Source organism: Ruminococcus sp. AM31-15AC, from assembly GCF_003462045.1.
Taxonomy (GTDB): domain Bacteria; phylum Bacillota; class Clostridia; order Oscillospirales; family Ruminococcaceae; genus Hominimerdicola; species Hominimerdicola aceti.
This window is the reverse complement of the sequence record NZ_QTYG01000002.1, coordinates 94,628-112,071: the sequence shown is the minus strand read 5'-3', so window position 1 is coordinate 112,071 and position 17,444 is coordinate 94,628. Positions and strand designations below refer to the sequence as shown.

Genomic DNA, 17,444 nt, shown 5'->3' with positions numbered 1-17,444 from the left:
TATTTGGCTATATATAGCAAAATAATATACAAATTTGTGAAAAATGGCTAAAGATATGTGATTAATTTGTGAAAAACGTTTATTGAAATACTTGTAAATGTGTGTTACAATATAGGCAAGATGTATGTTGAGGAGATATCGCTCAATATGTATCTAAAAATTATTAACAAAGATGGAGGAAAAACAAATGAAAATCTCTAAGATTCTCGCTGGTATGTCAGCTGCTGCTCTTGCTGCATCAATGATGTCACTCGCAGCATTTGCTGATGAAACAGCTACTGTTAAGGCAGACCTCACTGGAGGTACTGTTTCTCTCATTGATGAGAAGGACGATGACGGTGTTGTTACAAAGACAGGTGTTCTTACAGGAACAAACGTTAAGCTTTCAGATGTTTGCGGTATTGATGTTAATGTAACAGTTGGTGCAGACTCAGCTGCAAAGATCGAGGCTGGAGACTGGATAGGCGGTGGACTTGGTTACAACTCTGAGTCAACTGGTTGGGCTTCAAAAGAGTGGTCATTCCAGGAGGGTGCTAAGGACGTAACAGGCGTTAAGGCTGCTGACGGTTCTTATGATTTTGTTCTGAAGGGAACAGATCCTGTATTTGCTGATACAGATACATATGCTCAGGTATGGCTCCAGAACTGGTCTACAAAGGACTTCACATTCAATGCGTTCACACTTCTTGACAAGGACGGCAATCCTATCCTTGTTGTAGAGTCTGACAAGGCACAGGGCGGAAACACTGTTGACCTTAGCGAATACAAGAAGCAGACTGAGGTTACACTTAACGGTGAGGGTAAGTCTACATCTGACGGTAATAAGGTAAGAATCAACATTAAGCACCCATGGTGTGACGATGCACACAAGGCTGATTTCAACCTTGTTGATGATTGGAGCGTATTTGCAGGTGCTGACGCTATTGCTGTTACAGTTGATATCTCAAATGTAACTGACGCTTTCACAGCTTATCCATGCTTCACAAATGGTATTGAGAACGGTATTGGTTATTGGGAAGCTTCTGATAACAACCCTGCTGTTACAGTAAACGCTGACGGCACATACACATTTATCGTTAAGTTCCCTGCAGCTCTTGAAATGGACGCAAATAATATGTTCTTTGACATTGCTACAGACCTCGCTGGTACAGACGGCGAAGATCCTGCTGTTAAGATGGCTGTTAAGAAGGTTGTAGTTCTCAACAAGAGTGACGCTGAGCCAGCAGATTCTTCTGAGTCAACAGCTGATTCAACAGATTCTGACGAGTCAAAGGGTGTTCTCGTAGATTCTTCAGACTCTAAGACTAACTCTGCTGCTACATCTTCTAAGGCTGCTAACAACGCATCTAACACAAACCCAAGCACAGGTGCTGCTGCTCTTGCTGCTGTAGGTGTTGCACTTGCTGGTGCTGCTGTAGTTGCTACTAAGAAGAGAAAGTAATCCGTAATTCAGATAATTCTTACTTAGAATAATTAAAGACCTGTCTTTCGGGACGGGTCTTTTTTTGTTGCTTTTTTATCGATGTGGTGGTATAATTGATCTATAAACTGCGGAGGTGTTTTTTATGCGTATATTTTTTGATGATATTAAAGAGAGCCTTGCACCGAATTTCAAGGGCGGCGAGAAAAGCTTTGCAAGCAGGGCTTATTCTGACGGAAAGAACAAGATGATGAAAGGCAGGCTTGTGCCTGGGGCTTCTATCGGTCTGCACAGACATGAGGGCAACTGCGAGATGATATATGTTCTTGAGGGCAGCGGCAAAATGCTTTATGACGGCGGTGAGGAAAGACTGTCGGCAGGAGATTTCCATTACTGCCCCGACGGTCATGAGCATAGCTTTATCAATGACGGCGACAGCGACCTTGTGTTTATTGCAGTTGTGCCAGCTCAGTAGATTTTTGCAGCTTTGTATCTGTGAAATAGTGGGTCAAAATGGCTTTGTAGTCTGAGCCTTTTTCTGCCATGGCGTTTGCACCGTACTGGCTCATTCCTACGAGGTGTCCGAAGCCGTGAGAGGTGAAAGTGAATTTTGTGTTGGCAAAGGTGAACTCGAAACATGGCGAGGAGATATTAAGGATATCGCAGAAGGTGTTTGGCTGTATCTCATAGCCACAGACGGTCAGGTTCGTTACATAGCCTATGCCGTCTGTTTTTGTTTTGAGCCAACTATCAGCATTGGCGAGGGGAGTGAAATTAATATCGGGGAAGCGGTCAAGAAGCTTGTCTTGAAATTCCTTGGCGGTGAGTGTCTGGGTACATTCTTTGGTGACAAGGTCTTTATCAGCGGAGCTGTCTACTGACAGAAGATATGGGATATCCTCGCCCCATGCGTTTTTGGCGGATTGGGTATGACCGTTTGAAGCAGCGTGGAAGGCGACGATTATGGGTTCGCCTTTATAGGTAAGTATTTCGTTTTCCACTGACTGCACGGCTGACTTTACCTTTTTGTATGCTTTTTCATAGTCGTTTCCGTAATATTCTTTGGCGGCTTTCAGGGTAAAAAAGCTTTGGTAGAGGGTGCTGTCATCGCTGATGAGTGCGCCTTTTAAGGCGGGAGTAGGCGACTGGGCTTCGGAGAGCTGTCGGCGGCATATGTAGGTATGGGCGAGGACGGCTTGCGCTTTCAGGGCTTCTTCGTCAAAGTCCGCGGGCATTTGTGCAAGCACTGAGCCTATCATATATTCTTCAATGGTGAAGTCTTCGGTCTTGCCGTTTTCGGTGAAATATACGGCTATTTTTTCTTTTTCTGAAAATGCAGGTTTCGATGCGGACTCGTTTGGGCGAAGAAATACTATTGTCGGTATTATTATAAGGATAACAGCAAATACTGCCATTATCTGTATCAGGTCTTTCATATGGTTTGTCCTTTCTTTTTTGGGGTACTATATTATATTCATGCAGTGGAGCAAATATTCATACAGGGCGAATTTTTGTACTGCAAATTTTTAAATGGCGGAGATATGCGGTTTTGATTTGACAGGTTATCTTAATACTTGACAAAAATCTGAAAAAGGTGTATAATATAACTTATATTTATAATCTACTTGAAAGCGAGATGATCTATTCAATGATAAATAATGCAGCAAGGTCGCTTTTATGCGAACAGTTTATAGCAAACAATACTATTGACCCTAAGCTTTATGACAGATATGTGGTAAAAAGAGGCTTGAGAAACTCTGACGGTACAGGTGTTATGGCAGGTCTTACTAATATCTGTAACGTACACGGATATGTGGTAAACGAGGGTGAGAAATCTCCTATTCAAGGTCAGCTTATCTTCCGTGGATACAACATAAATGATCTGGTCACTAACGCTCAGAAAGAGGGACGTTTCGGCTATGAGGAGATAGTGTATCTGCTGCTCATGGGCGATCTGCCTAACAGGGTGGAGCTTGATGCGTTCAGAGAAATGATGGCTGAAAACAGACCTCTCCCTGACAACTTCTTTGAGGACATGATACTTAAAGCTCCGTCAAAGAACATCATGAATAAGATGGCGAGAGCAATTCTGGCTCTTTACTCTTATGACGATAATCCTGAGAACCGTTCTCCTGAGTATGAAATGGCTACGGCTATCTCTATAATCTCTAAATTGCCTAACATCATGGTTTCGGCTTATCAGGTAAAGAAACGCTGTTATGACGGTGAAAGCTTGTTCATGCACCCTCTGATACCTACACATTCTACTGCGGAGATGATACTGTCGGCACTGCGTCCGGACAGACAGTTCACTGAGGAAGAGGCTAAGATTCTTGATCTGTTACTTATGCTCCACGCTGAGCATGGCGGAGGAAATAACTCGACTTTTGCCTGCCGTGTGCTTACATCTTCCGGAACGGATCCTTATTCTGCATACTCTGCGGCTATCGGTTCACTGAAAGGTCCACGTCACGGCGGTGCTAACCTTAAGGTGGCGGCAATGCACCAGTGCATAAAGGACAACGTTCAGAACTGGGAGGACGAGGGCGAGATCGCTGATTTCCTTACAAAGATACTCAACAAGGAAGCTTTTGACCACACTGGTCTTGTTTATGGCATGGGTCACGCTGTTTACACATTGTCTGACCCTAGAGCTGTCATACTCAGAGAGAATGCCAAGAAAATGGCTGAGAACACTGAGTTTGAGAGAGAATACAAGCTTCTTGAAGCGGTGGAAAGACTTACTCCTGAGCTGTTCAAGAAGATCAAGGGCAGTGACAAGGCGATGTGCGCTAATGTTGATATGTACTCGGGCTTTGTTTACAGTATGCTGGGTATTCCTGAGGATCTTTATACTCCTATGTTTGCCGTTTCAAGAATGGCAGGCTGGTGCGCACACAGATTTGAAGAGCTTGTAACAGGCAAGAGGATAATCCGTCCTGCATACAAGGCTATCTCAGGTGAGAAGAAGTATATCCCATTGGACGAAAGATAAGCAAAATAATTTTTACCTGTTCCTAATGGGCAGAAAAAGGCTTGAAATATTTTTGTGTATATGATATAATAGAATCGGGTATATGCCCGGTTCTATTTTTTTGTTTGGTGTATCAGGAGGGATCGCTTGAAAAATCTTAAATTGGCTGCTGTTTGTCTTTCTTGTCTTACTATGACAGGCTGTTCGGCACTGAATTTTTCTGTTGAGGGACTTATAAACGCCCCGAAGCTTACCTCTGAGCAAAGCGAGATACATCAGGCGCTTATCGAGAGCGTGGGCAGCAATATAACTCTGAAATATCCTAAAAACGGTGAATACCGCTCGGCTTATGTTATCGCAAATATCGACGATGAGCCTACGGACGAGGCTATGGTCTTCTATGAGTACACTTCAAACGGATCTGAGGAGGACGGCTTGAGGGTGAACATTCTCGACAAGGACGAGAAAGGCAAGTGGTATTCTGTGAAAGAGCTTGCAGGCGCAGGCACTGACATAGATCAGGTCATTATCTCGCCTATGGGAAACAATAACCAGACGGACGTTTTTGTGGGATATCAAAATCTTACTAATGATGAAAAGACCATGGAGATATACAGCTATACCGACGGAGATTTCAAGCGTGTGGCGCTTGATACTTATTCGGTGCTGGAGCCTTTGGATATAAACAATGATGGTTATATAGAGCTTATCACCATTCAGAGAAGCACCAATAATGATACAGGTGCGGTGACGGCAAAGGCTTCTATGCTTAACATGAAAAACAATGAAATAACCCGTGGCGAGAGCGTTGATATGTGCGATAATGTGACTTCTTATGTGTCATCAAAGACGGGAATGCTTGACAGCGGCAGGCGTGCTATTTTTATTGACGGACTGACTGCTGACGGAAAATTGCAGACGGAGATAATATACTACAGATATTCGGGACTTCAAAATCCTATGCAGCTTAGAAGCGAAAAGCTGCTGCCTTTATGCACAAGACCAGCGGGCTACTACAGTGAGGACATGGACGGCGATGGTGATGTGGAGATACCGTCAACTTCGCCTATGGTGGGTTATGAAAACGCTGTGGCAGACGAAATGCTCTATATGACTACATGGAGCGTTTACGAGGATTTTTATGATCTGAAAACAAAATACACAGGCTATTATGCCATATCTGACGGATATTTTGTAACGTTCCCAAAACGCTGGAACAGTTCTGTTACGGTGAAAAAGGACAGCGACACAAACGAGCTTGTTTTCTATAAATACACGGGAGATATAAACGAGAGCAACGAGGAGATAATGCGTATCGCTGTGTCTTCAAAGAATGATTCGGAGGATTATATCTCTGACGGATATGAGCTTATCGACAGCAAGGGTCAGCTTGATTATTTTGTGAAGCTTCCTCTTGACAGGCGTGAAAAGCTCATACCGACTATTGACGAAATTCAGAATAATTTTTACATAATAAACTGATCTTGGAGAGGAGTAAATGTAATGAAAAGAGTTTTGGTTTGCGAGGACGAAGATTCAATTAGAGAATTTGTGGTCATAAACCTTGTAAGAAGCGGTTACGAGGTAGTTGACGTAAACTGCGGTGAGGACGCTCTCAAAGCTTATGACGAAAAGGACGGCGGTTTTGACGTTGCTCTGCTTGATATTATGATGCCCGGCATCGACGGAATGCAGGTGTGCAAGAAGATAAGAGAGAAAAGCAACACTATCGGCATTATCATGCTTTCGGCAAAATCACAGGAAATGGATAAGATATCATGTCTTATGAGCGGTGCTGATGATTATATCACAAAGCCGTTCTCTATTTCTGAGCTTATTGCAAGAGTTGACGCTGTTTGCAGACGTGTAAATCGTTCAGGCTCTAAGCCTGAGGAGGCTTCACAGATAGTTTCAGGTCCATTTACGCTTAATCTTAAAAGCAGAACTGTTTTCAAGAACGGTGAGCAGATAGACCTTACGCAGGTGGAGTATCAGATAATGGAGTATTTCTTCAAAAATCAGAATACTGCACTTGACCGTTCAAGTATACTCAATCACATATGGGGCGAGAGCTATTACGGCGACGATAAGATAGTGGACGTGAATATCAGAAGAATAAGAATGAAGATAGAGGACGAGCCTTCTAATCCTAAGTATATCCTTACTATATGGGGCTTTGGCTACAAGTGGGCAGGCGGCTCTAACTGAGCTGTGAAAACATGATGAACGGAGTTTTTATCAGTTGAGCGGAAAAAAAAGAAAAAGCGGCAGACTCAGTATCACACAGCACTGGCTGAGGAACAATCTCGGGGTGGTCGTGGGAATACTTGTGGTGCTTGAAATACTGCTTATCGTGGTGGTGAGGAATTATTACTACAGCTCCACAAGGCAGTATCTTGCATCTAAAATGAAGATAGTCACCACGGCGGTAGTGAACGCTTCAGGTGACGAGCAGACTAACTATAATTCTCAGATACGCTCCCTTGTGGAAAGCTATGACGAGAAAGACAAGATAGAGCTTATGGCTATCAAGACCGACGGCGAGGTCGATGTTACATCATCAGGCTTCTCTCCCTCGGAGAATGACAACATGACCGATTATGAGGACGCAAAGAAGTCCGACACGGGAATAGGCACACAGATATATGAGCTGTCAACAGGGGAAAAGGTCATGGCGATAACGTCAGTCATATCCCCGAAGGGAAGCGAATATGAAGCACTGAGAATGTTGTCTTCCATGAAAAATATCGACCATCAGATCTTTATTATGTCTATGATAATCACGGCTATCGTTGTGGCTGTCATAATGCTAATGTTTTTCTCGGGAATGTTTTTTATCAAATCTATTGTTTTGCCTATAAGAAGCATAAACAGCATAACAAGGCGGTATGCTACAGGAGATTTCAGCGAACGTCTTGAAAAGAAACGAAATGACGAGCTTGGCGAACTTTGCGACTCTATCAACTACATGGCGCAGGAGCTTTCTAATACAGAACAGATGAAGAATGAGTTCATATCCTCTGTATCTCATGAGCTGAGAACTCCGCTTACCGCTATAAGGGGCTGGACGGAAACTGTTACCAGTATGTATGAGGACAAGGAAACCTTCAAGAAGGGTATGAGGGTCATCACAAGTGAGACAGAGAGGCTTTCGCAAATGGTCGAGGAGCTTCTTGACTTTTCGAGGATACAGGACAACAGACTCACGCTTATTATGGATACTATAGATATTCTTGCGGAGCTTGGGGAAACTGTGCTTATCTATCAGGAGAGAGCAAAGGCGCTTGGTATAACACTCAATTACTACGAGCCGAAAATGCTGCCGTTTGTTTACGGCGACAAGAACAGGCTTCGTCAGGTATTCATAAATATTGTGGACAACGCTATCAAATACTCCAACAAGGGCGACACTGTATCGGTGGAGGCTTATGAGGAGGACAATGAGGTATGTATTTCCATTTCCGACACGGGTATGGGAATATCAAAGGAAGACCTGCCAAAAGTCAAGACGAAATTCTTTAAGGCGAACCATACAAGACGTGGTTCAGGAATAGGTCTTGCGGTGGCAGACGAGATCATTCAGCGGCATGGCGGTACGCTGGAGATAAACAGTGAGCAGGGAGTAGGTACAACAGTGATGATAACGCTCCCTTGTATCGAGCAGAAGAAAAAGCCTGACAATCAGGCAACTGTAGACGTGGAGCTTATTTCTTCTGAGCCTATCGAAAACAACGACAACGTGCAGTAGACGCACACACCGCCTTGAAAGGAAAGAAAATGAGCAGTAAAGCACAAAGCAAGGAAAAATTCAAGTCAAAGATCGGTGGACAGGCTGTTATCGAGGGCGTTATGATGCGTGGCATTGACAAGGCGGCTATGGCTTGTCGACTGCCTGACGGCACCATAGACCTGGAGGAGTGGGCGATAAAAGGCGGAAAAGATACGCCTTGGTACAGAAAAACGCCTTTTGTGAGAGGCATTTTCAGCTTCCTTACTTCTCTTATAGACGGCTACAAGTGCCTTACAAGGTCGGCTGAGAAGCAGATGACGGAGGACGATGAGGAGGAGCAGACCAAGTTTGAACAGTGGCTGGACGATAAGCTTGGGGACAAGCTTGGCCCTATCATCACGGCGATATCTATGGTGCTGGGTGTGGGTCTGGCGATATTGCTGTTTATGTATCTGCCGTCGCTGGTGTCTAAATTCATAAGCAAGTTCGTTGACCTGTCGGCTTTTGGAAAGAATCTTATCGAGGGTATTTTGAAGATAGCTATTTTCATTGGCTACACGGCTTTGACTGCTCTTACTAAGGATATAAGGCGTACGTATGAATATCACGGTGCTGAACACAAGACTATCGCTTGCTATGAGCATGAAGAAGAGCTGACGGTGGAGAATGTGAAGAAATACACACGTTTTCACCCTCGCTGCGGAACGAGCTTTATTTTCCTTGTGCTGTTCATAAGCATTTTTGTAAACACAATATTCAGAGTATCATGGGCAAGCATTTTGCTGAGAGTTGTTATAAAGATAGCACTTCTGCCTATTGTTACGGGTATTGCTTACGAGCTTATAAGGCTAGCGGGAAGATATGACAATATTTTCACTAAGATAATATCTGCACCGGGTCTGTGGATACAGAGGATAACTACAAGCGAGCCTGATGAAAGTCAGATAGAATGTGCTATAGCGGCACTGAGAGCTTGTATACCTGAAAATAAGGAAGATGACAAATGGTAAGGAAAGAACTGTTTGATAAATGTGTGGGACTGCTTGAAGAAAGCGGTCTTGGTGAGAACGCTGCTTGCGAGGTCACATGGGTGTTTGAAGATGTGGCTGAGGGGGAGAATATCACCTCTGAGCAGGAAAAGCGTATAAGCGACATTGTCACACGTCGCTGTGATGGCTATCCTTTGCAGTATCTCCTTGGACAGTGGGAGTTTTATGGTCTGCCTTTCAAGGTGGGCGAGGGCGTGCTGATACCACGTCAGGACACGGAAACTATTGTTGACACGGCTTTGAAGATGTTTGCGGATAAGAAAGATATTACTGTTATAGACCTTTGTTCAGGCTCGGGGTGCATTGGTATCACCCTTGAAAGGAAGCTTGACTGCGGTCGGGCAGTGTGTGTGGAGAAGTCTGAAAAGGCGGCAGAGTATCTCCGTGAGAATATAAGTCTGAACGGCTCGGGTGCTGAGATAGTCATGGGCGACGTTACAGACGAAAAGCTTGTGGAGGATATGCCTGAGGCTGACCTTATAGTGTGCAATCCCCCTTATCTCACAACAGAGGACATGGACGCTTTACAGCGTGAGGTCTCTTTTGAGCCTGCGGAAGCTCTTTTCGGCGGTGAGGACGGCTTGGACTTCTATCGTGAGATAGTTCGCAAGTGGAAGAAAAAGCTTAAAAGCGGCGGCGTTATGCTCTTTGAGATCGGTATCGGTCAGGAGGACGAAGTAATGCGGCTGATGATACAGCACGGCTTTAAGAACGTGAGATGCAGGAAAGACTTGTGCGGTGTTTACCGCTGTGTTTCGGGCTTTTATGAAAAATAGTACGAAAATTTGTACAAATAGATAAATTGCGGTTACTGTACAGACAAACGGACAGTTAGTGTGTTATGATATAGATACGGATAAAACACCGATAAGATAGGGAGGTCATATAAAATGGCGATAGACAAGAAGAAAAAAGAAGCCGTTAAGACGGTAGTAAAAATAACTGACGCAGAGGAAAAGAAAAAGGCTCTTGACACAGCGATAGCATATATTGAAAAGCAGTTCGGCAAGGGTGCGATCATGAAGCTTGGCGAGGCTAAGGCTATGGATATCGAGGCTATACCCACAGGCTCAATGACCCTTGATATGGCGCTTGGTATTGGAGGAGTGCCGAGAGGAAGGATCATCGAGATATACGGGCCTGAGTCATCAGGTAAGACAACGGTCGCACTTCATGTTATCGCAGAAACGCAGAAAATGGGCGGCGAGGTAGCTTTTATCGACGTTGAGCATGCTCTTGATCCTGTTTATGCAGGTCAGCTTGGCGTTGATATCGACAATATGCTTGTTTCTCAGCCTGACAGTGGTGAGCAGGCTTTGGAGATAGCCGAGGCTCTGGCTCGTTCCGGCGCTGTTGATTGTATCGTTATCGACTCGGTTGCGGCAATGGTAACAAAATCTGAGATAGACGGCGAAATGGGCGACACTCACGTTGGCCAGCTTGCAAGACTTATGTCTCAGGCTATGAGAAAGCTCACATCTGTTATCGCAAAGTCCAATACAACGGCTATATTTATCAATCAGGTCCGTGAGAAGATAGGTGTTATGTACGGAAACCCTGAAACTACTCCGGGCGGACGTGCTTTGAAGTTCTACGCTTCTGTAAGAATAGAGGTCAGACGTGGAGAGCAGATAAAGAACGGCTCTGAGGTCATTGGTAACAGAACAAAGTGCAAGGTGGTAAAGAATAAGGTAGCACCGCCGTTCAAGGAGTGCGAGTTCGATATCATGTATGGCAAGGGCATCTCCCGTGTGGGCGAGGTGCTTGACATGGCGGTCGATCTTGATGTGGTGAAGAAGGGCGGAGCTTGGTTCAGTTACAACGATATGAGCTTGGTCAGGGACGTGACAACGCTAAGGAGTTCCTGCTGAACAATCCTGACATCATGGGCGAGATAGAAGCCAAGATAAAGGAACATCAGGCGGAGCTTGTGCTTGCGGCGCAGAAAGATAAAAAGGCCAAGAAGCTTGAAGAAAAGGCTAACGCAGGTGCGGCGGCTCAGAGTGCAAATGAGGATATGGCTGCTGACAAGCCTGAGAAGAAGATACGCAAGGCGGCAAGCGACAAGTCTGTTGTGGCAAAGCCTGAGGAGGACTTCGAAGAGTTCGCTCCTGTTGATATAAGCGAGCTTGGTGACTGATAAATGCTTAAAATAACGGGCGTTTCAAAATACAAGGGCAGCACATACATGATAGAGTTTGAGGAGGGCGGAACGGCTTTTCTTAACTACGAGATAGTGTCTGCCTATGGTCTGAGAGCAGGGCTTGATATGCCTGAGTCTGCTTGGGAGAAGATAGTTTTTGACAACGAGTTCAGAAAGGCTAAGGAAAGGGCTTTGTATCTCCTTGACTATAGGGACTATTCCTATGTGGAGCTTTACAAGAAGCTTGAGAAAAATTACAGCGAGGAGATATGCGACGCTGTAATGGATAAGATGCTGGAGCTTGGGACGGTCAATGACAGGCGGTATGCTCAGGGGCTTGCGAGGACTTATGTGGAAGTGCGTAAATACGGATATTACCGTGCTTATCAGCAAATGAGACAGAAAGGGCTTACGAAGCCTATAATAGAGGAGGCTCTGGAGGAATACAGCGAGGGTACATACGAGCGGCTGTATGAGCTTGTGGAGCGAAAGTATCTCAGATATCTTGACGGAGAAAAGGGTGACATAAAGGTAAAAAACGCCCTTGTGCGTTTGGGGTATTCATACGACATAATAAAAGAGGTGCTTGCTGACATAAAACAGGAGTACAGCGACGAATAAAGGAGCAAAGAATGAAAAAGATCATTTTTGCGGCGGCTATACTGAGTGCGGCAGTCATGACAGGCTGTTCGCTGAGCTTTGACGGCACAGACAGCTCTCAGCCTGCGGAAAATGTTCAGGGCAGTGAGAACGCTGTGACAACGCAGGGAACTGATACGGAAAGCGAAGAAGCCGCTGACCCGCTTGAAGAAGCAAAGGACGTTGCGGCAATGTATCTTAAAGCCGCAAACGCTGAGTTTGACCAATCAATGGTAAAGCTTATGACAGACGATTATGCCGCTGACTATGAATATATGAAAAAGAACATGGGCGGCGACAATGAATACGGTGAGGACGAGCAGATAAGCGGAGTAAGATATAGCTTTGACAAGGATAAGTGCGGCTTTATCGACAAGGTGAACATCTCGGAGGAGTATTCAAAGGCGGCTGAGCTTTATGTGACCATAGCTTATGACAGCTCTGAGGGAGAGGTCACGTCATCGCAGTATATTCTTATGGTGCTTGACAAGGACAATGATTGGAAAGTTTGCTTTGCAGGATCAAAGGCGCAGGCTTACGCAGACGGCATAATCACTGACGAAAACTCGGAAAAGGCTGAGGCTAACGCTCAGGCGGTATATGAGGCGGCAGAAAAGGCGGTCACGGAGCTTTCAAAAGACAAGAGCTACAAGTTTGAGTACATGAACTACATTTCCACAGAGACGGATAAGTTCATAGAAAAGATAAAGGAACAGCTTCCTGATGAGCTTAAGGATACATATTTCACTGTTTTTATTGATGAAGGAAAGCTTGATTATGTTGTTTGGTCGCAGGAAGCAGGGGCTGAGATAACGGTCACATATCCTGAGAAGAAAAACTGACGGTGCAAAAGTGCTTGACAAAATAAATTGCGTGGTGTATAATATAGGTAACCACGAGATTGATTGTGTTCACAGTGACACACAAATGAAACCCCCGAAAGTTGCAGCTTTCGGGGTTTTCTTTTGGGATCATGCCGGACTTACTTTCTGTATGCTTTTGGCTTTGTGGAAATTTCATAAATATTTTGATTTTTGTCATACAATAGTGACTAAAAGGGCTTGACAAAACTGTGTAAAAGTGAGATAATAAGATAGATTATTGTGATACTTTATGCCGTCCGTTGGCGGTGTAGGATTGGAGATTTTTTCATGGCAACTAGAGTGGGAATGGTTTCTCTCGGATGTCCTAAAAATCAGGTGGACGCTGAGCATATGCTCTATGATCTGCGCAAGGAGGGTTTTCAGATAGTTTCTGACGCAGCCCTTTCTGATGTGGTCATTATAAATACCTGTGGATTTATCGAGTCGGCTAAACAGGAGGCTATAGACACTATACTTGAGTTCTGTACTCTCAAGCAGGAGGGCAGGATAAAGGCGGTAATAGCTACGGGCTGTCTTGCTGAAAGATACCGTGACGAAATGAAAAAGGAGATCCCTGAGCTTGACGCTGTTGTGGGAATAGGCTCTAACGGAAAAATTTGCGATATTATAAGAGAGATACTGCTGGATAAGCAGGCGGTCTGTTCTTATGGCGCAAAAACTGAGCTTTCAATGGAGGGCGGAAGAATTATTTCTACTGAGCCTTTCTATGCGTATATAAAGATAGCCGAGGGTTGCAGCAACAACTGCACTTACTGCGCTATCCCGTCTATAAGAGGAAAATACAGAAGCAGACGCATGGAGGATATCGTCAAGGAAGCCAGATGGCTGGCTGAGAACGGCGTGACGGAGCTTGTAGTTGTGGCGCAGGATACAACACGCTATGGCGAGGATATATACGGCAAGTCTATGCTTCCTGAATTGCTCACGGCACTTTGTGAGATAGACGGCTTCAAGTGGATAAGGACGCTTTATTGCTATCCTGAGAGGATAACGGACGAATTGCTGGACGTTATCGCTAAAGAGGACAAGCTTGTAAAGTATCTTGATATGCCTATACAGCACTGCGACAAGACCATACTTAAAAGAATGAACCGCCATGGGGACAGAGAGACCCTTACGGCGCTTATAAAGAAGATAAGAGAAAAGATACCGAACGTTACGCTGAGGACAACTCTTATCACAGGTTTCCCAGGGGAAACTGAGAAACAGTTCGAGGAGCTTTGCGAGTTTGTAAAGGAAATTCGCTTTGAAAGGCTCGGCTGTTTTGCTTACTCGCCTGAGGAGGGTACGCCTGCGGAGAAGTTTGAAGATCAGGTGCCTTTGAAGGACAGAGAGCGCAGAGCGGAGATAATAATGGAAGAACAGATGATCATTTCCGACAGCCTTAATGAGGCTGCTCTCGACAGCGAAGTCGAGGTGGTGTGTGAAGGCTTTGACAGATATGCCGAGTGTTACTACGGCAGAAGTCAGGCGGACGCACCTGAGATAGACGGAAAGATATTCTTCCTGAGCGAGGATAAAGTTAGGGTCGGCGAGTATGTCAAGGTAAAAATTGACGATACTATGGATTATGACCTTATCGGCTCAAAAATGTAGATGAAAGGAACTTGATATGAACCTGCCAAATAAACTTACAGTGCTTAGAGTAATATTGATACCGTTTTTTCTGTTGTTCGTGCTGCTTTTCAAGATACCGCATCACATGGTGTTTGCGCTTATCGTGTTCGCTGCTGCGTCTATCACAGACTGGTTTGACGGTAAGATAGCAAGAAAGCACAATCTTGTTACTACTTTCGGAAAGTTTCTTGACCCACTTGCAGACAAGCTTCTTGTTATGACGGCGCTTATCTGCTTCACATTTGAACGTTGGATAGACCCTGTTGCGGTGGTACTGATACTTGCAAGAGAGTTTATGGTAACGGTTCTTAGACTTGTTGTGGCAAGCGAGGGCGTTGTGGTCGCTGCAGGAATATGGGGCAAGCTGAAAACGGCTTTCACTATGGTGGCACTTATCGCTATAATGGTGCTTCAGATAATTTTTCCTGCACCAAAGGGAAGCCCTGATTTCACTTGGGGAACACCGATATTCCTTGTAAACGAGATACTCATTTGGATAGCGGTTGTGCTTACCGTTATTTCCGGTGCGGTTTATCTCAAGGGATACTGGAAGTATATAGATTCGGGCAAATAATGTGGCCTGCCGACGTGTTGCGGCATATGATAACTTAATATATAAATGCGTATCAGCAAGAGTAGCTGTGAGGTAATTTTCAGAGAGGAGCCGTTTGGTGCAAGGCTTCAAGGACTTTCAGTGAAGTGCGGCTGACAGCAGGGAGCGAACAACGGCGAAAGCTTAGTATTCCTCTCCGTAGGGTCTGCGTTAAAGATATTGAGCTGTACAAAATTTTGTACAGGAAATCGGAGTGGGACCGTAGATCATAATCTGCCTCCGGAGTGGTGAAACGCCATTCCGGAGGTTTTTTCTTAGAAAGGGAGAGATAGATATGACGATTTTGGAAAATATAAAGCATGATATTCAGACTATAAAGGACAGAGATCCTGCGGCAACCAGCACGCTGGAGATCCTCACATATTCGGGGCTTCACGCTGTGGCTTTTTACAGGGTGTCGCACTGGTTCTATGTTCACAAGCACAAGGTCATCGCAAGATGTATTTCGCAGTTTGCAAGAATGTTGACAGGTATTGAGATACACCCAGGTGCTAAGATAGGCAAGGGTCTGCTTATCGACCACGGCTCGGGTGTTGTTATAGGTGAGACCGCTGAGATAGGCGATTACTGCCTGCTGTATCAGGGCTGTACCCTTGGCGGAACAGGTAAAGACCACGGTAAAAGACACCCGACCCTTGGAAACAATGTTATGGTAGGGTGCGGTGCAAAGGTTCTTGGACCATTCACTGTGGGGGACAATGCAAAGATAGCCGCAAATGCGGTAGTTCTTGAGCCTGTGCCTGCAAACTCAACGGCTGTGGGCGTGCCTGCAAGGATAGTTAAGCAGAACGGTAAGCGTACCTGCGATCTCGATCAGGTGCATATCCCTGATCCTGTGGCTCAGGAGCTTTGCCAGACAAGAATACAGATAGCTAAGCTGGAAAAGAGAGTGGCTGAGCTTGAAAAGATCGGAAATAAAGAGCAGTAAAATATAAGGAAAGAGGTAAAGATAAATGAACATTTATAACACGCTTACTCACAAGATCGAAAAATTTGTACCAAACGAGCCGGGCAAGGTGTCAATGTATACCTGCGGTCCTACAGTTTATCACTATGCCCATATCGGCAATCTGAGAAGCTATATAATGGAGGACGTTTTGGAAAAGTATCTCCGCTATGACGGTTATGACGTAAAGAGAGTAATGAACATCACTGACGTTGGTCATCTTACTTCTGACGGCGATACAGGCGATGATAAAATGCTCAAGGGCGCAAAGCGTGAGCATAAGACTGTTATGGAGATCGCAAAATTCTACACTGACGCTTTCTTTGAGGACTGCAAGAAGCTAAATATCAAAAGGCCTGACGTTGTTGAGCCTGCAACTGGCTGTATTGGTGATTTTATCAAGGTGATATCTGCTCTTATGGACAAGGGCTATGCTTATGAGGCAGGTGGAAATATCTATTTTGATACTTCAAAGCTGAAAGAGTATTATGTTTTCCACAACTTTAATGAGGAAGATCTTGAGGTCGGCGTTCGTGAGGGCGTTGAGGAGGACACAAACAAGCGCAACAAGGCTGACTTTGTACTGTGGTTCACAAAGTCTAAGTTCGATGATCAGGAGCTTAAATGGGATTCCCCTTGGGGCGTGGGCTACCCTGGCTGGCATATCGAGTGTTCATGTATCTCCATGAAGCACCTTGGCGAAAGACTTGACATTCACTGCGGTGGTATCGACAACGCTTTCCCACACCACACAAACGAGATAGCACAGTCTGAGGCTTATCTTGGTCACAAATGGTGCAACTACTGGTTCCATATCCTGCACCTTAACACAAACAGCGGAAAGATGTCAAAGTCTAAGGGAGAGTTCCTTACTGTTTCACTGCTGGAGTCAAAGGGCTATGACCCACTGGTATACAGATTTTTCTGCTTGCAGTCACACTACAGAAAGTCACTTGTTTTCACATACGAAAACCTTGACAATGCAAAGACAGCATACAACAAGCTCACTGCAAGGATAGCACAGCTTATGGCTGACAAGAAGCCTGACGAGGTAGTGGAGCTTGAGAATTTTGAGAAGTTCAAGGGTAGCTTCAAGGCGGCACTTGATGACGATATAAACACTTCAAATGCTATCACTGTTCTGTATGACGTTCTTAAAGCTGACACTAACAATGAAACAAAGCTTGCCCTTATCGAGGATTTTGACAAGGTGCTTTCACTTGGTCTGATAGAAGCTGCAAAGAAGCTCAGTGCTGACGGTGAAGAGGATATCCCTGAGGAGGTCAAGGCGCTTGTTGAGGAGCGTAAGGCTGCAAGAAAGGCAAAGGACTTTGCTAAGGCTGACGAGCTGAGAGATAAGATAGGCGAGCTTGGCTATATCGTTGAGGAAACAAGACAGGGCACAAAGATAAAGAAAAAGTAAAGGAGC

At 44.9% G+C, this 17,444-nt stretch carries 15 protein-coding genes and 1 pseudogene; 15 read left to right on the top strand and 1 reads right to left on the bottom strand.

The genetic code is table 11. The annotated features are described in order from the left end of the window. Positions 1-187 precede the first annotated feature (187 nt). Positions 188-1,441: an NPXTG-anchored protein gene (locus DW793_RS01335; RefSeq protein ID WP_118156845.1), complete on the top strand. Its 1,254-nt coding sequence runs from the start codon at positions 188-190 to the stop codon at positions 1,439-1,441. Positions 1,442-1,565: 124 nt separating this feature from the next. Then, a complete protein-coding gene (locus tag DW793_RS01330; RefSeq protein ID WP_118156844.1) occupies positions 1,566-1,895 on the top strand; it encodes a cupin domain-containing protein in 330 nt (109 codons plus the stop codon). On the opposite strand, the gene spoIID is transcribed toward DW793_RS01330, so the two are convergent. Further along, the gene (gene spoIID, locus DW793_RS01325; protein ID WP_118156843.1) at positions 1,870-2,856 is read right to left on the bottom strand and encodes a stage II sporulation protein D; all 987 of its coding nucleotides are present in this window, start codon (positions 2,854-2,856) and stop codon (positions 1,870-1,872) included. The two genes, DW793_RS01330 and spoIID, sit on opposite strands and share 26 nt — an antisense overlap. Before the next feature lie 212 nt (positions 2,857-3,068). Between spoIID and DW793_RS01320 the strand changes: the two genes are divergently transcribed. The 13 genes and pseudogenes from DW793_RS01320 (at position 3,069) to cysS (ending at position 17,438) form a co-directional block, all read left to right on the top strand. Then, positions 3,069-4,415 (top strand): citrate/2-methylcitrate synthase, encoded by a 1,347-nt coding sequence (locus DW793_RS01320; RefSeq protein ID WP_117893295.1) that lies wholly within the window; start codon positions 3,069-3,071, stop codon positions 4,413-4,415. Between the two features lie 126 nt (positions 4,416-4,541). Next, complete coding sequence (locus DW793_RS01315) at positions 4,542-5,876, top strand: hypothetical protein (protein WP_252969602.1); 1,335 nt, start codon at positions 4,542-4,544, stop codon at positions 5,874-5,876. A 21-nt stretch (positions 5,877-5,897) separates the two neighbouring features. Beyond that, the gene (locus DW793_RS01310; protein WP_022287063.1) at positions 5,898-6,602 is read left to right on the top strand and encodes a response regulator transcription factor; all 705 of its coding nucleotides are present in this window, start codon (positions 5,898-5,900) and stop codon (positions 6,600-6,602) included. Positions 6,603-6,636: 34 nt separating this feature from the next. Beyond that, a complete protein-coding gene (locus DW793_RS01305) occupies positions 6,637-8,142 on the top strand; it encodes a sensor histidine kinase (RefSeq protein WP_118156842.1) in 1,506 nt (501 codons plus the stop codon). Positions 8,143-8,171: 29 nt separating this feature from the next. Then, complete coding sequence (locus DW793_RS01300; protein ID WP_118156841.1) at positions 8,172-9,134, top strand: DUF1385 domain-containing protein; 963 nt, start codon at positions 8,172-8,174, stop codon at positions 9,132-9,134. After that, positions 9,128-9,949, top strand: a complete 822-nt coding sequence (prmC, locus tag DW793_RS01295) for a peptide chain release factor N(5)-glutamine methyltransferase (RefSeq protein WP_118156840.1) — start codon at positions 9,128-9,130, stop codon at positions 9,947-9,949. Before DW793_RS01300 ends, prmC begins: the two co-directional genes overlap by 7 nt. Positions 9,950-10,063: 114 nt before the next feature. Then, a pseudogene (gene recA, locus DW793_RS01290) lies at positions 10,064-11,313 on the top strand (recombinase RecA). Between the two features lie 3 nt (positions 11,314-11,316). Continuing rightward, complete coding sequence (locus DW793_RS01285) at positions 11,317-11,937, top strand: regulatory protein RecX (RefSeq protein ID WP_118156839.1); 621 nt, start codon at positions 11,317-11,319, stop codon at positions 11,935-11,937. Between the two features lie 11 nt (positions 11,938-11,948). After that, on the top strand, positions 11,949-12,797 hold the full coding sequence (locus tag DW793_RS01280; RefSeq protein WP_118156838.1) for a hypothetical protein: 849 nt from the start codon (positions 11,949-11,951) through the stop codon (positions 12,795-12,797). Positions 12,798-13,106: 309 nt separating this feature from the next. After that, the gene (gene rimO, locus DW793_RS01275) at positions 13,107-14,435 is read left to right on the top strand and encodes a 30S ribosomal protein S12 methylthiotransferase RimO (protein WP_118156837.1); all 1,329 of its coding nucleotides are present in this window, start codon (positions 13,107-13,109) and stop codon (positions 14,433-14,435) included. Positions 14,436-14,451: 16 nt separating this feature from the next. Beyond that, entirely contained in the window at positions 14,452-15,030 is a 579-nt protein-coding gene (pgsA, locus tag DW793_RS01270) for a CDP-diacylglycerol--glycerol-3-phosphate 3-phosphatidyltransferase (protein WP_118156836.1), read from the top strand. A 250-nt stretch (positions 15,031-15,280) separates the two neighbouring features. Next, complete coding sequence (gene cysE / locus DW793_RS01265) at positions 15,281-15,997, top strand: serine O-acetyltransferase (protein ID WP_390624593.1); 717 nt, start codon at positions 15,281-15,283, stop codon at positions 15,995-15,997. Positions 15,998-16,022: 25 nt separating this feature from the next. Continuing rightward, complete coding sequence (cysS, locus tag DW793_RS01260) at positions 16,023-17,438, top strand: cysteine--tRNA ligase (RefSeq protein WP_118156835.1); 1,416 nt, start codon at positions 16,023-16,025, stop codon at positions 17,436-17,438. Positions 17,439-17,444 lie beyond the last annotated feature (6 nt).

Bases quoted from the DNA above. Each gene is read 5' to 3' on its own strand.
- DW793_RS01285 (WP_118156839.1), top strand. From the start codon at position 11,317: ATGCTTAAAATAACGGGCGTTTCAAAATACAAGGGCAGCACATACATG.
- prmC (WP_118156840.1), top strand. From the start codon at position 9,128: ATGGTAAGGAAAGAACTGTTTGATAAATGTGTGGGACTGCTTGAAGAA.
- DW793_RS01310 (WP_022287063.1), top strand. From the start codon at position 5,898: ATGAAAAGAGTTTTGGTTTGCGAGGACGAAGATTCAATTAGAGAATTT.
- cysS (WP_118156835.1), top strand. From the start codon at position 16,023: ATGAACATTTATAACACGCTTACTCACAAGATCGAAAAATTTGTACCA.
- DW793_RS01300 (WP_118156841.1), top strand. From the start codon at position 8,172: ATGAGCAGTAAAGCACAAAGCAAGGAAAAATTCAAGTCAAAGATCGGT.
- DW793_RS01320 (WP_117893295.1), top strand. From the start codon at position 3,069: ATGATAAATAATGCAGCAAGGTCGCTTTTATGCGAACAGTTTATAGCA.
- DW793_RS01330 (WP_118156844.1), top strand. From the start codon at position 1,566: ATGCGTATATTTTTTGATGATATTAAAGAGAGCCTTGCACCGAATTTC.
- DW793_RS01280 (WP_118156838.1), top strand. From the start codon at position 11,949: ATGAAAAAGATCATTTTTGCGGCGGCTATACTGAGTGCGGCAGTCATG.
- spoIID (WP_118156843.1), bottom strand. From the start codon at position 2,856: ATGAAAGACCTGATACAGATAATGGCAGTATTTGCTGTTATCCTTATA.
- rimO (WP_118156837.1), top strand. From the start codon at position 13,107: ATGGCAACTAGAGTGGGAATGGTTTCTCTCGGATGTCCTAAAAATCAG.
- pgsA (WP_118156836.1), top strand. From the start codon at position 14,452: ATGAACCTGCCAAATAAACTTACAGTGCTTAGAGTAATATTGATACCG.
- DW793_RS01335 (WP_118156845.1), top strand. From the start codon at position 188: ATGAAAATCTCTAAGATTCTCGCTGGTATGTCAGCTGCTGCTCTTGCT.